This window comes from Sphingomonas chlorellae (genome assembly GCF_056485145.1).
In genome coordinates this window covers 245,663-259,205 of record NZ_JBQXXM010000004.1, presented here as the reverse complement: position 1 = coordinate 259,205, position 13,543 = coordinate 245,663, and the positions used below count along the sequence as shown (strand labels likewise).

The 13,543-nt window shown below is 65.1% G+C and carries 14 protein-coding genes, 1 tRNA gene and 1 pseudogene; 10 read left to right on the top strand and 6 right to left on the bottom strand.

The features are described from left to right. Nucleotides 1–2: 2 nt before the first annotated feature. Nucleotides 3–743, bottom strand: a complete 741-nt coding sequence (locus ACT3CF_RS12645; RefSeq protein ID WP_478423260.1) for an NAD-dependent deacylase — start codon at nt 741–743, stop codon at nt 3–5. Between the two features lie 305 nt (nt 744–1,048). Next, nucleotides 1,049–1,186: pseudogene (locus tag ACT3CF_RS12640) on the bottom strand (Sir2 family NAD-dependent protein deacetylase); the annotation flags it as partial. A 168-nt stretch (nt 1,187–1,354) separates the two neighbouring features. Here ACT3CF_RS12640 and dapB point away from each other — a divergent pair. The 4 genes from dapB (at nt 1,355) to ACT3CF_RS12620 (ending at nt 3,300) form a co-directional block, all read left to right on the top strand. After that, entirely contained in the window at nt 1,355–2,083 is a 729-nt protein-coding gene (dapB, locus tag ACT3CF_RS12635; protein ID WP_478423258.1) for a 4-hydroxy-tetrahydrodipicolinate reductase, read from the top strand. Next, complete coding sequence (gene nth, locus ACT3CF_RS12630) at nt 2,080–2,748, top strand: endonuclease III (RefSeq protein WP_478423256.1); 669 nt, start codon at nt 2,080–2,082, stop codon at nt 2,746–2,748. Before dapB ends, nth begins: the two co-directional genes overlap by 4 nt. 11 nt (nt 2,749–2,759) lie before the next feature. Then, nucleotides 2,760–3,173: a hypothetical protein gene (locus ACT3CF_RS12625; protein WP_478423254.1), complete on the top strand. Its 414-nt coding sequence runs from the start codon at nt 2,760–2,762 to the stop codon at nt 3,171–3,173. A 50-nt stretch (nt 3,174–3,223) separates the two neighbouring features. Further along, nucleotides 3,224–3,300, top strand: a tRNA-Arg gene (locus ACT3CF_RS12620). 82 nt (nt 3,301–3,382) lie between these two features. Here ACT3CF_RS12620 and ACT3CF_RS12615 read toward each other — a convergent pair. Then, nucleotides 3,383–4,126, bottom strand: coding sequence for an ImuA family protein (locus ACT3CF_RS12615; RefSeq protein WP_478423252.1), 744 nt, complete (start codon nt 4,124–4,126; stop codon nt 3,383–3,385). 342 nt (nt 4,127–4,468) lie between these two features. Between ACT3CF_RS12615 and ACT3CF_RS12610 the strand changes: the two genes are divergently transcribed. The 4 genes from ACT3CF_RS12610 (at nt 4,469) to rarD (ending at nt 9,148) form a co-directional block, all read left to right on the top strand. Further along, nucleotides 4,469–5,734: a thiamine pyrophosphate-dependent enzyme gene (locus ACT3CF_RS12610; RefSeq protein ID WP_478423250.1), complete on the top strand. Its 1,266-nt coding sequence runs from the start codon at nt 4,469–4,471 to the stop codon at nt 5,732–5,734. A 74-nt stretch (nt 5,735–5,808) separates the two neighbouring features. Continuing rightward, complete coding sequence (locus ACT3CF_RS12605) at nt 5,809–6,813, top strand: alpha-ketoacid dehydrogenase subunit beta (protein WP_478423493.1); 1,005 nt, start codon at nt 5,809–5,811, stop codon at nt 6,811–6,813. A gap of 5 nt (nt 6,814–6,818) precedes the next feature. Then, nucleotides 6,819–8,108: a dihydrolipoamide acetyltransferase family protein gene (locus ACT3CF_RS12600; protein WP_478423248.1), complete on the top strand. Its 1,290-nt coding sequence runs from the start codon at nt 6,819–6,821 to the stop codon at nt 8,106–8,108. 140 nt (nt 8,109–8,248) lie between these two features. Continuing rightward, on the top strand, nt 8,249–9,148 hold the full coding sequence (rarD, locus tag ACT3CF_RS12595) for an EamA family transporter RarD (RefSeq protein WP_478423246.1): 900 nt from the start codon (nt 8,249–8,251) through the stop codon (nt 9,146–9,148). A gap of 25 nt (nt 9,149–9,173) precedes the next feature. On the opposite strand, the gene ACT3CF_RS12590 is transcribed toward rarD, so the two are convergent. Both ACT3CF_RS12590 and ACT3CF_RS12585 read right to left on the bottom strand, forming a co-directional pair. Next, complete coding sequence (locus ACT3CF_RS12590; RefSeq protein ID WP_478423244.1) at nt 9,174–10,367, bottom strand: thiolase family protein; 1,194 nt, start codon at nt 10,365–10,367, stop codon at nt 9,174–9,176. Between the two features lie 67 nt (nt 10,368–10,434). After that, nucleotides 10,435–11,211 carry a crotonase/enoyl-CoA hydratase family protein gene (locus ACT3CF_RS12585; RefSeq protein ID WP_478423242.1) on the bottom strand — a complete coding sequence of 259 codons (777 nt, stop codon included), beginning with the start codon at nt 11,209–11,211 and terminating at the stop codon, nt 10,435–10,437. Between the two features lie 229 nt (nt 11,212–11,440). Here ACT3CF_RS12585 and ACT3CF_RS12580 point away from each other — a divergent pair, with 229 nt between their 5' ends. Continuing rightward, nucleotides 11,441–11,866: a PaaI family thioesterase gene (locus tag ACT3CF_RS12580; protein WP_478423241.1), complete on the top strand. Its 426-nt coding sequence runs from the start codon at nt 11,441–11,443 to the stop codon at nt 11,864–11,866. Next, entirely contained in the window at nt 11,863–12,270 is a 408-nt protein-coding gene (locus ACT3CF_RS12575) for a PaaI family thioesterase (RefSeq protein WP_478423239.1), read from the top strand. The genes ACT3CF_RS12580 and ACT3CF_RS12575 overlap by 4 nt, the downstream gene beginning before the upstream one ends. A 22-nt stretch (nt 12,271–12,292) precedes the next feature. On the opposite strand, the gene ACT3CF_RS12570 is transcribed toward ACT3CF_RS12575, so the two are convergent. Continuing rightward, the gene (locus tag ACT3CF_RS12570; protein WP_478423237.1) at nt 12,293–13,387 is read right to left on the bottom strand and encodes a PQQ-dependent sugar dehydrogenase; all 1,095 of its coding nucleotides are present in this window, start codon (nt 13,385–13,387) and stop codon (nt 12,293–12,295) included. Nucleotides 13,388–13,543 lie beyond the last annotated feature (156 nt).

The following is a 13,543-nucleotide window of genomic DNA, read 5'->3' as shown; positions in this document are numbered from 1 at the left end:
GATCAGCCCATTCGCGCGCGCAGCTGGTCGATCCATTGCGGCACCAGCACCGAGGCCGGGCCGACTCGGCTTTCCGCAAACCAGTGGCTGCCGGCGGAGGGCTTGAGGTTGAGTTCGAGCGTTTCGGCGCCATAGTGCCTTGCGGTCCGGACAAAACCGGCAGCCGGGTAAACGGCGCCCGAGGTGCCGATCGAAACGAACAGTTCTGCTTGCGCAAGCGCCTGTTCGATTGTCTCCATATGATAGGGCATTTCGCCGAAGAACACGATGTCGGGGCGTAGCGCCGGCGCGCCGCAGGCTGGGCAGGACGTGTGTGGCGGCAGGTCGGCATTCCATGGGGTGCGGCGCCCGCATGCCGCGCACAAGGCTGAGCGCAGCGCTCCATGCATGTGGCACAGGCGTCGGGTGCCGGCCCGTTCGTGAAGGTCGTCGACATTTTGGGTGACGATCAGCAGTTCACCGGGCCACGCGGCGTCGAGTTCCGCAAGCGCGATGTGCGCCGCGTTCGGTTGAACGCTGGCAAGCTGCGCGCGGCGCAGGTCGTAGAAGCGATGGACGAGCGCAGGATCGGCAGCAAGCGCCTCCGGTGTGCAGACGTCCTCAACCCGGTGGCATTTCCGAAGAACATCGTTTTCGTATATGTCCCAATACGTTACGCCGCCTTTTGTGCGGAAAGTAGGGATGCCGGATTCAGCAGAGACGCCTGCTCCGGTTAGGACTACGATGTTGCGTATTTTTGTCATCGTCAGTGAGCGATGCCGCGCTTCGGCGTGTTAAAGATCATTACGCCATATCGCTCGCGCGGTAATCAACATCTGGCATACGGCGACGAAGCCAAACGCGCCAAATAGCAGCAAGGTCACCGTTTCGTATTCGAATATTGAACCTGTCAGGACCATTGCGGCGAAGCCAAGCCAAGCAGGCAGTCCAACAAATAAGGTGAGGCGTTTGAGCCAAACCGGGAACAAGGGCCACAGGCGGGACGACCACATACTTGAAGGTCTACCACAACTGAAGCAGTAAGCCAGCGGATCATCGGACAAAGTTATAATCGTTTATAGGCGCACTGTTTCTCGATCCGATGTCCTTCCCACAGCCCGCCCGGTCCGCGAAAGGTGGGAACGCCGCTTTCGGCTGAAATGCCGGCGCCGGTGAGGGTCACGAGATTCGGGGCTACGGTGGGCATGGCTCTCAACCTAACGGGCGAACGGCTGCGGCGCCACGACCGGGGTCGGTGTAATGCGCGCGTAATGGGCAGCGTCGAGGAAAGCATTCGGCGACAGCGCAAATGGACGGGCAAGCCCTCGCCATTTTGCCCCTGACGTGGGCGCGTGATCTGTGCCAAGGGAGCGGCATGACGAGCATCGGCATCTATGGCAAGTTGGGGCGGATGGGCGTGGCAATCGCGACCGTCGCGCCGGAATTGGGCGCGCGTATCGCCGGGGGCGCCGATCTGGGCGACGATCCCGCCGAACTGGCCCGGGCCGCCGATGTGCTTGTCGATTTCTCGGCGCCCGCCGCGATCGAGGCGCACCTTGCGGCCGCGCGGGCGGCGCGTACCCCGATCGTGATCGGCACCACCGGTCTCAGCGGGCATCATCATGCGCTGATCGATGCTGCTGCGCGGGAGATTGCGGTGCTCCAGACCGGCAATACCTCGGTGGGCGTCAATCTGCTCGCACGGCTCGTGCGCGAGGCGGCGCAGCGCCTCGGGTCCGATTGGGACATCGAGATTGTGGAAATGCACCATCGCAACAAGGCTGATGCTCCCTCCGGAACCGCGCTGATGCTGGGTGAGGCGGCTGCTGCCGGAATGGGTACGACGCTGGCTGACGCCGCAGTGGAAGGACGCGCCGGCCTGACCGGCCCCCGTGCGAGCGGGACGATCGGCATGGCTTCGTTGCGCGGCGGGTCGGTCGTCGGTGACCATAGCGTCATTTTTGCGACGACCGGCGAGCGGATCGAGCTGACCCACCGCGCCGATGATCGGGCGATCTTTGCGCGCGGCGCGGTTCAGGCGGCGCTGTGGCTCGTCCGTCAGGCGCCGGGACGCTACACCATGGATCAGGTGCTGGGCATTTGAAAAAGGCGGATGTCTTCGCGTTCTTCGCACGGCTGGCAGAGGACAATCCACATCCCGAAACCGAACTCGAATCGGTCAACGACTTCACGTTGCTCGTCGCGGTCGTGCTGTCCGCACAGGCGACCGACGCCGGCGTCAATCGCGCGACACGCCGGTTATTTGCCGAGGTCGACACGCCCGAAAAAATGGTGGCGCTTGGCGAGGAAGGCCTGAAGGCGCACATCAAGACGATCGGATTGTTCAACACCAAGGCCAAGAACGTGATCGCGCTTTCCGAAGCGTTGATCCGCGACCATGGCGGCCATGTCCCCGCCGATCGCGAAGCGCTGGAGAAGCTCCCCGGGGTCGGGCGCAAGACGGCCAATGTCGTGATGAATGTGGCGTTTGGGGCAGAAACATTTGCCGTCGACACGCACATCTTTCGCGTGGCGAATCGTACCGGCCTGGCCCCGGGAAAGACGCCGCTTGCGGTTGAAAAGGGGCTCGAAAAGGTGGTGCCGCAGCCGTTCCGGCTGCACGCTCATCACTGGTTAATCTTGCACGGCCGATATATCTGTAAGGCTCGCACGCCCGAATGCTGGCGCTGCCCGGTCGCCGACCTGTGTGCATTCAGGCCAAAGACGCCTGCGCCGGCCCGGCACAAGCAGGTTGTCGGGCCCGATTGAGGAGGATTGCGATGCGTCTGCTTCTCGCCACCCTTGCCCTGGCCACGGCGGCTCCCTCGCTGCCGGCGCAGGAGAGCCATGCCGCGCATGGTGACCAGCATGCAACGATCCCTGTGGCGACCCCGGCGGGCAAGCCGGTCGATTGCGTCCGCACCATCGATATCCAGCAGACCCGCGTTCGCGATGATTCGACGATCGATTTCTACATGCGCGGCGGCAAGGTGTACCGCAATCGCCTGTCCGGCGGGGCCTGTCCGGGCCTGGGGTTCGAGGAACGGTTCCTTTACAAAACCAGCGTCGGGCAACTTTGTTCTGTCGATACGATCACGGTACTGCAGGGGCCTGGACTGACGCGCGGTGCGACATGCGGTCTGGGCCAGTTTGAGCCGGTGACGATCGCCAAGCCTGCCAAGGCGTCGAAATAGCGAAAAGGCGCTGGCGTCGCGGCAATTGCTTTGCTAGGCGGCTTCCCCACGCACCCGTAGCTCAGCTGGATAGAGCGCTGCCCTCCGAAGGCAGAGGCCACAGGTTCGAATCCTGTCGGGTGCGCCAGCCTTTTCCTAATCGCCAAATGCCCAGCCTATGGGGGCCTCGAGTCCGTTTGGGCCATGCTCGCCGGGATCGGTAAGGGCGCTCAGGCGGCTGCGCGGGGGAATTGCGTGCGGGGGCCGGGCCGGGATGTCGGTGCGGGAAGGGCGCAACGCCCTGACGCATCGCATGCTTCCACCACGATTTCGAAAGACTCTCCCTCGCGTTGATGGACAAGGGTGAGTTGCCAGCGCGCGCGGCCGCGCGCGGCGAGGGGTGTCGATTCCGAAGGGACGCGGCCGACCTGCCATCGCGTCACCGCGGCAGAAGGCGCTCTCAGCGGGGCGCTGCCTCCGCGTCCGTGGCGCTTGAGCAGCAGGGCAATCGTGCGTCCCCCCTCAGCCGCCCGCTGCAGTTGCCGTGTCGCATTCGTGCTGATGCGCTGCACCTCACCGATCACTGCCCCGAGGCCTTGATGACGTAGGCCCTCCTCCATGATTGCGAGCAATTCGGTATCGTCGCTCGCTTCGGCATAGATGATGCGTTTGGGATCGAGGCCTGCCTGTGCGACGCGGGGCGCGAACAGGTCGCGGCGCCGCACGACCCACAATATCGGGCCCCATGCGCGGCCTGCCAGACCCGCGGCGAACAGCGTTGCGGCACATTCGTCATCCTCATGCGCCCCAGCGCCCGCAATTTCGTGGAGCGAGTCGAGGCGGAAGCCGCCATCGGTCAACCGCGAATCGATCGTTTCGATTCCGAATGGAAGAACCAGGCGACGACGGAAGCTGCTGGTCTCTGCCGCCCGCAACTGCTCGCGCAAAGAGGCTGGGATGGCGGGATCGGCCATGGCTTTCCGTCTTGTGTGGATCAGAACTCGTTGTTCGTTTTTTGTTCCATTTCGAGCCGAAGTCAATCGGCAGGTCGCTGGGAGCCGCGCCCAAAGGCGGGCGCCTGATTGCGCGATGCGATTCGCGCGGATGCGTTCGGCGCAAGCTCGGCCTAGGATGCCGCAATAAACTGGCCGAAGATTGCTGGACTGAAATAACGAAGTTACGATTCAGGGCTGGTTTCTAATCAAAAAGGTCAGCCCTGCTGACTTACTCGACAAGCGATTTGAAACTTTATAACAATGCCAAAAATCAAGTCCGCGCGTTGCTCCCGACGACGCGGATCGGCCTTCGGAGAGACTATGGACGCTTCGCGCGCCAATCTGCCCCCGCTTTCGCTCCACGTCCCCGAGCCGCGATTCCGGCCGGGCGACGTCGCCGATTTCAGCGATCTCGACATTCCCCCTGCCGGTGCGTCGCGTCGACCGGACACCGCGGATAAGGCCTCCGGTTTCCACGAACTGGCTTATGGATTGATCCGCGTTCTGGATGAAAGCGGACAGGCTGTCGGGCCGTGGAATCCCCGGCTTTCGCCGGATGTGTTGCGTCGGATGCTGCGCAGCATGGCACTGACCCGGGCATTTGACGAACGGATGTTCCGTGCGCAGCGACAGGGCAAGACCAGCTTCTACATGAAGTCGACGGGCGAGGAGGCGGTTTCGATCGGTGCCGCGCTTGCGCTTGCCGCGGACGACATGTGTTTTCCGTCATACCGCCAGCAGGGGATTCTCATCACGCGCGGCTACCCGCTCGAGATGATGATGAACCAGATCTATTCGAACCGTGCCGACCCGCTGAAGGGAAGGCAGCTGCCGATCATGTATTCGGCGCGCGACCATGGCTTCTTTTCGATCTCGGGCAATCTGACTACCCAATATCCGCAGGCGGTGGGATGGGCGATGGCGAGTGCTGCGCGCGGCGACACCCGCATCGCCGCCACCTGGTGCGGCGAGGGATCGACCGCGGAAGGCGACTTTCATTCGGCCTGTACCTTTGCCAGCGTTTATCGCGCGCCGGTCATTCTCAACGTCGTCAACAACCAATGGGCAATCTCGAGCTTTTCGGGATTTGCGGGCGCCGAATCGACGACGTTCGCCGCGCGTGCGATCGGCTATGGCATCGCCGGACTGCGGGTCGACGGCAACGACGTGCTGGCGGTCTATGCCGCGATGCAGTGGGCGGCCGAGCGTGCGCGGACCAATCAGGGACCGACGCTGATCGAGCATTTCACCTATCGCGCCGAAGGCCATTCGACCTCTGACGATCCCAGCGCCTATCGCTCGGCGCAGGAATATGGCGCCTGGCCGCTCGGCGATCCGATCGTCCGGCTGAAGCAGCATCTGGTCGCGATCGGCGAATGGGACGACGCGCGGCACGAGGCGATGGACCTTGAATGCGCCGAACAGGTGAAGGCTGCGCAGAAGGCCGCCGAAAAGAACGGCGTGCTCGGCCACGGCATGCACCAGCCCTTCGAGACGATGTTCGAGGACGTTTACGAGGAAATGCCTTGGCACCTGCGCGAGCAGTCCCAGCAGATGCTCGACGAGCGAAAGGCCGCCGGACTGTGAGCAACACCGAGAACCAGAACGAGCCTGCCGCGATGCACGACGAGGCCGAGGGCGCCGTCCCCGCGACCAGCCGGATGAACATGATCCAGGCGATCAACTCCGCCATGGACGTGATGATGGCGCGCGATCCCAACGTCGTCGTGATGGGCGAGGATGTCGGCTATTTCGGCGGCGTGTTCCGTGCGACGGCCGGGCTGCAGGCCAAATATGGCAAGACGCGCGCGTTCGATACGCCGATTACCGAAATCGGCATCATCGGCGTGGCGATTGGCATGGGCGCCTATGGCCTGCGGCCGGTGCCCGAGATCCAGTTCGCCGACTATATCTATCCGGCGCTCGACCAGCTGGTGTCGGAAGCCGCCCGTCTGCGGTATCGGTCGAACGGCGACTTCATCGCGCCGATCACGGTGCGCTCGCCGTTCGGCGGCGGCATCTTTGGCGGCCAGACGCACAGCCAGAGTCCGGAGGGCATCTTTACCCATGTCGCCGGGCTGAAAACGGTGATCCCGTCAACGCCCTATGACGCCAAGGGGCTGCTGATCGCGGCGATCGAGGACAATGATCCGGTCCTCTTCTTCGAGCCCAAGCGGATCTATAACGGCCCGTTCGACGGCTATTACAATCGTCCGGCCAAGAACTGGACGAGCCATCCCGCGAGCGAAGTGCCCCAAGGCTATTACCGCATCCCGCTGGGCAAGGCCGCGGTGGTGCGCCCCGGCGAGGCGGTCACGATCCTGTGCTATGGTACCATGGTCCATGTCGTGGCCAACACCGTGGCCGAAATGGGGGTCGATGCCGAAATCATCGACCTGCGGACGCTCGTTCCGCTCGACCTGGCGACGATCGAGGAATCGGTCGAGAAGACCGGTCGCTGCATGATCGTTCACGAAGCGACGCGGACGTCGGGCTTCGGCGCGGAGCTTTCCGCGCTCGTCCAGGAACGCTGCTTCTACCATCTCGAAGCCCCGATCGAACGCGTCACCGGTTTCGACACGCCCTATCCCCACAGCCTCGAATGGGCCTATTTCCCCGGTCCGGTCCGGATCGGTGAGGCGCTCAAGAAAATCCTGAAGGACTGACCGTCATGGCACGCTTCACGTTTCGCCTTCCCGATATTGGCGAAGGCATTGCCGAGGCCGAAATCGTCGCGTGGCATATCAAGGTCGGCGACCGGGTCGAGGAAGACCAGCAGATCGCCGACATGATGACCGACAAGGCGACGGTGGAGATGGAATCGCCTGTCTCCGGCGTCGTGGTCGAACTCGCCGGCGAGGTTGGCGACCAGGTCGCGATCGGATCCGCGCTCGTCGTCTTCGAAGTCGAAGGTGAAGGCGAGACCGAGGCGCCCGTCGCGCAGCGGGTCGAGGCGGAAAATCCTGGCGTCGAAGAAGCCGCAACCGCCGAGGAAGCGGCGCCTGCGCCCGCCACGTCGCCGGCTGCGGCGCCCAAGGTCGACGATCAGACCGCGGCTGCGATTCCGGCTTCCGACGCCGGAAAACCGCAGGTTGCGACCAAGGTGCTGGCCTCTCCGGCGGTTCGCGCGCGCGCGGCCGATCTGGGCATCGATCTGGCGCAGGTGAAGGCGGCGGACGGCGATCGTATCCGCCATGCGGACCTGGACGCCTTTCTTCGTTACAGCAGCGGGCAGGGCTATCATGCGCCGCATGCCAGCCGTGCCCGTGAGGACCAGCCGGTCAAGGTGATCGGCATGCGCCGGCGCATTGCCGAGAACATGGCTGCGTCGAAGCGGCACATTCCGCACTTCACGTATGTCGACGAAATCGACGTCACCGCGCTCGAGGCCATGCGTGGCGACCTGAACGCCAACCGCGGCCAGCGCCCCAAGCTGACGATGCTGCCGTTGCTGATCGTCGCGCTGTGCCGGACGTTGCCCGATTTCCCGATGCTCAACGCGCGTTACGATGACGAAGCGGGCGTGGTTACGCGCCACGGCCGTGTCCATCTGGGGATGGCGACGCAGACCGATGCCGGGCTGATGGTGCCGGTGATCCGGGACGCGCAGGACAAGAATGTCTGGCAACTTGCTGCCGAAATTGCGCGGCTGGCCGAGGCAGCACGGACGGGCAAGGCCAAGTCCGAGGAACTGAGCGGCTCCACGCTCACCGTCACCTCGCTGGGGCCGCTGGGCGGCATCGCGACGACGCCGGTGATCAATCGCCCTGAAGTCGCGATCATCGGCCCGAACAAGATCGTCGAGCGACCGGTGTTACAGGGAGACGACATCGTCCGCGCAAAGTTGATGAACCTGTCGATCAGTTGCGACCACCGCGTCGTCGACGGCTGGGACGCGGCGAGTTTTGTCCAGGCGGTCAAGAAGCTGCTCGAAACGCCGGTGCTGCTCTTCGCCGACTGAGCATGCGGCCGGCGGCCTTGCCGCTGCGCTTCCGTGGCGGGCGCGGCGGTGTGCAGCGGCAGGGACGGCGGCATGGGGCTGCTGTGCGTTGCAGCATGACGGCGGTTGTGTGCCGAGCCGTCGCTCGGCTATCGAGTGGCGTGAACAAATCGACCCATCCGTCCGCAGGCGGGCTGGCGCTTGGCGCCGGCGCCTATGCCCTATGGGGTGTGCTGCCGCTCTATTTCCACCTGCTGACCGATGTGCCGGCGCTGCAGGTGCTGGCGCATCGCATCGTCTGGTCGGTGCTGTTGCTGGTGGCGATCGTGCTGTTCCTGCGGCGTGGACGTGCACTTCTGGCTGCGGCGCGAGGGCGGACGCTGATCTATCTGGTGGCCAGTGCGGCGCTGATCGCGGTGAACTGGCTCGTCTATATCTGGGCGGTCCAGAACCATCATGTGCTCGAAGGCAGCCTGGGCTATTTCATCAACCCGCTGGTCAACGTCGCACTTGGCGTCGCGGTGCTGGGCGAGCGGCTGCGTCCCGTCCAGGCCGGTGCGATCGGCGTGGCTGCCGCCGGGGTGCTCGTGCTGGCGGCCAGCGGCGGCGGCGCGCTGTGGATTTCGCTCGTCCTTGCGTTCAGCTTCGCGCTCTATGGACTGGTCCGCAAAATCGCGCATATCGATTCGCTCGGCGGTCTGACGATCGAGACGTTGATCCTCCTGCCGTTTGCACTCGTCGCGCTGGGGCTGGCGGCGCGATCCGGGACGCTCGCGTTCGGCGTCCATCGTGACCAGGATTCGCTGCTCCTGATCGCCGGAATCGTGACGACGGTTCCGCTGCTGATGTTCGCCGCCGCAGCCAAGCGGATGCCCTATGCGACGCTGGGACTGCTCCAGTTCATCGCGCCGACGCTCCAGTTCGCTTCGGCGGTGTTCTTTGGCGAGGCCGTGCGCCCGATTCATTATCTGACGTTCGGGCTGATCTGGACCGGCTGTGCGCTCTACGCGGCCGACACGGTGCGTGCTGCGCGGGCGGCGAGCGTGATGCGTCCCGATTGAAGCCCGACGACGACGGTGCGGGCGATCAGACGATCTCGAACAGCCCCGCCGCGCCCATGCCGCCGGCGGTGCACATCGATACGACTACCCAGCGCACGCCCCGCCGCCGACCGGCAAGGAGTGCATGGCCGACGAGCCGGCTGCCCGTCATGCCAAAAGGGTGGCCGATCGCGATCGCGCCGCCGTCGATATTCATGCGTTCGGGATCGATCCCCAACCGATCGCGGCAATAGAGGCACTGGCTGGCAAAGGCCTCGTTGATTTCCCAAAGATCGATATCGGCCACGTCGAGGCCGGCGCGATCGAGCAGCTTGGGGATCGCGAAGACCGGGCCGATGCCCATCTCGTCGGGGTCGCAGCCGGCGACCTGGAAACCGCGATAGACGCCGAGCACCGGCAACCCTTCCGCCTCCGCGGTGGCACGGTCCATCAACAATTGTGCCGAGGCGCCGTCCGAAAGCTGGCTGGCATTGCCTGCGGTGACATGGCGCCCCTCGCGGACAAAGGCGCCATCCTTCCACACCGGGCGCAGTGCGACGAGCCCTTCGTCCGTGGTGTCGGGGCGGATGCCCTCGTCCTGCGTCACGGTCACGCGTTCCCGCCCCAACACCGCACCCTGGCGATCGACGACCGATTTCTCGACGGTGATCGGCACGATTTCGTCGGCAAAGTTGCCCGCGGCGAGCGCTGCGGCGGCGCGGCGCTGGCTCTCGGCCGCGAAGGCATCCTGCGCGGTGCGAGCGATGCCATAGCGTTCGGCGACGATTTCCGCCGTCTCGATCATCGGGATATAGGCGGCGGGTTCGCGGGCGACGACCGACTGGTTGACGTGGCGGGGCGCGACCGGCGCGGTCAGGCTGATCGATTCCATCCCGCCCGCGAGCGCGACATCGATTTCACCGGTCATGATCGAGCGGGCGGCGAGCGCAACTGCAGTCAGCCCGGACCCGCATTTGCGGTCGAGGCTGAACGCCGGAACGTTGTTGGGCACGCCCGCTGCAAACAGCGCCAGCCGGGCCATGTTGCCGCCCTGCGTTCCCCAAGGATTGCCCATGCCATACATGACGTCGTCGATCCGCGCGGGATCGATCCCCGCCCTGTCGATCACCGCGCGGATAACATGCGCGGCAAGAACGGGCGCCTCGGTGGCGTTGAAATAGCCCCGATGTGCCTTGCCGATGCCTGTCCGGGCGGTCGCAACAATTGCAGCCTCTCGCATCCGTGACTCCGTTTTCGAAGTTCTGGTATGGAGATCTGTCTAGGGATGCGGGCTGTATTTGCAACCCTCAGTCGGAAAAGGCCGGCGCGCGCCGCTGCATATTGGCCATCACGGCCTCGATCTGGTTGGGCGAACGGAGCAGCTTTGCCTGCTCGGTGCTTTCGGCACGAAGCAGGCAGGCGGCGTCGCCCTCAAGGTTGGCCAGCCGCTTCGCGGCGCGGATCGCGTGCGGATTGCGTCCGGCGATCGCCCTGGCCAAAGCCATCGCCTCCGCGTGGGGATCGGCGGCGACTCGCGTCGCGAGGCCCAGCGCCACGGCCTCATCCGCCGTTACCTCGCGCGCCGTGTAGATGAGTTCGCGGAGCACGTCGTCGCGGACGATGCCGCGCCACAAGGCATAGCCTGCCATGTCGGGGACAATGCCCCATTTCATTTCCATCACCGACAGCCGGGTGTCAGGTGCGACGATCCGCACATCGGCACCGCTCGCAATCTGGAGCCCGCCGCCAAAGGCGACGCCGTGCACTGCGGCGATCACCGGGACGGGAAGCATCCGCCATCCCCACGCGACCTGTTGAAAGTCGTTCGCCGCACCGTGCGTGCGTGCGTCGAGGTCGATCGGCGCCCCTCCCGCCATGCTCGCCATGTCGAGGCCCGCGCAAAAAGCCCGGCCCTCGCCCGACAACACCACCGCGCGCAGCCCGTCCTCTTTTTCCAGGCGCGCGATCGCGTCGATCAGTGCGGCGAACATCGCGGGGTCCAGCGCATTCATTTTTTCGCCCCGCGTCATCCGGACATCGGCGACACCCTGTTCGATAGTGATTGCGACACGGGCTTCAGTCATCGGCAGGCTCCTCTGTCATTTCACCTTTCGGCGGCGCATCGGCTCGCGGCGTCGAGGTTTGTGGGGCGACGATAGCCGCTGCTTCCCGCCGGCGCCAAGCCGCGCAAATGCCTGCGGGCGGGGCGTTGCGGTGCGCGCCCGGCTCGCTTAGGGTCGCGGTTTACGTGCCCGGTAACCGCCGGTCGCGGGCAGTTCCGCCGAACGAAATCATGGGAAGTCCACGCGCCGCATGAGCGACAGCTTCGATCCCAGCATCATCTATGCCGCTGTCGACGGTCATGGTCGGCGAATGGGAATTCGCTATCACGCCCATGGCGCGGACTGGACCGAACTGGCGCTGCCCTATCGCCCCGCACTGGTCGGCGATCCTGAAAGCGGTGTTCTCGCCTCCGGCCCGATCCTGACGATGATGGACGAAGCCAACAGCTTTGCCGTGTGGTGCCGCCTCGGGCGGTGGCGCAACCACGCAACGCTCGACCTGCGGATCGACTATCTGCGCCCGGCGGCCCCGGGCAAGACCGTGATCGGTCACGGCGAATGCTATCGGATCACGCGGTCGATCGCGTTCGTTCGCGGCCAGGCGCATGACGGCGATCCGGCCGACCCGATCGCGCATGTGGCGGGGACGTTCATGGCGGTGGAGGGCTATTGGTGACGATCCCTTATGCCGGCGTGCTCCACCTGACGGTGGAAAGCGATGCGAACGGTCCCGTTTTCTGCATGCCCTTTGGCCCCGACGTCGTCGGCCGGCCGGGCTTCCTGCACGGCGGAGCGATCAGCGGACTGCTCGAGATGGCGGCGGCGGGCGCGCTGCGTCACGCGCTGGCGCTCGAAGGGCGCGGGACGACCGAGGGCGAGATTGCAGTTCCGCGAATAAAGCCGGTCAGCCTGACGATCGATTTCATGCGCGGCGGGCGCGACAAGACGACGCGCGCCCAGGGCATCGTCACCCGGCTGGGTACCCGCGTCGCCAATATCGAGGCGATCGCCTGGCAGGACGAGCGCGAGCGCCCGATTGCGGCGGCGCGGATGAACTATCTGATCGTTCGCCGCGACTGACGGGCGGCGCGCGCTGCCGCTTTCACCGCGGGCTGAGGCGCAGCAGCCGTCCGCCCGGGCCGTCCTCTAGCAACCAGATCGCGCCGTCGGGGCCTTGCTCGACCTCGCGGATGCGCGCGCCCATCGGCCATTGATCGCCCTTGCTGGCCGCGGTGCCACTGCGATGAACGCGGACCAGCGATCGGCTCGACAGACCGCCGATGAACAGATCGCCTTTCCATTGCGGAAAGAGGTTGCCCGAATAGACGATCAGTCCCCCCGGCGAGATCACCGGGTTCCACCAGACCTTGGGTGGCTCATAGCCGTCGCCGGGCCGATGGTCGGGAATGGGCGTTCCGTCATAATGGTCGCCGTTCGATGCCCGCGGCCAGCCATAATTGCGGCCAGGAAGGATCAGATTGACTTCGTCCCCGCCCTTTGGGCCCATTTCCTGCTCCCAAAGGTTGCCGTCGCCATCAAAGGCAAGGCCGAGCAGGTTGCGGTGACCATAGGACCAGACCGCCGGGTGGAAACCGCGCGCGGTCAACGCTGGGTCACCTGCCGGCCGGCCATCGAGCGTGAGCCGCAGCACCTTGCCGAGCGTCGACTTGGGATCCTGGGCCGGATCGAACTTCTGCCGCTCGCCATTGGTGAAGAACAGGTGGAGCCCGTCCGGCGAAAAGGCGATACGGCCCGAAAAATGCCCGTCGCCGGTCACATAGGGGGTAGCGCGGAACAGCATCTCGACATCGGCGAGCGATGCGCCGGTGCCTCCGCGTTGTTCATCCAGCCGTGCGCGCGCGAGGACGACGCCCTTGCCGCCGGCCTCGTCTGCTTGAGAAAAGCTGAAATAGATCAGGTGATTGCGCACGAAATCGGGATGCGGAACCACATCCATCAGCGCGCCCTGTCCGGCGCTGGATACCGTCGGCACGCCCGTGACCTGCGTGCGCCCCTTGCCGTCGGCGGTGACGAGTTGGAGCCTGCCCGCCTTTTCGGTGACCAACATCCGCCCGTCGGGGAGGAACGTCATCGCCCAAGGCGAATCGAAGGTTGCCACCGGAGTGACGGTGAACGGCGCCGTCGTTGCCGAATCGCTCGTGGGCGAGGGGGCGGGGGGTGTCGGGGCGCTTGTCATTCCGTCGACCTTGGGTGCGTCCTGCGAAGGTTCGCACGCCGCAACGAGCGTCAACAAAGGAACAAGGCGACAGATGAGCCGGGTTCGTGTCGTCACAGCCATGGTCCTTTCATCCGTGCATCCGTTTCGCCTATTCGGCGGCAGGGCGCGGCAACC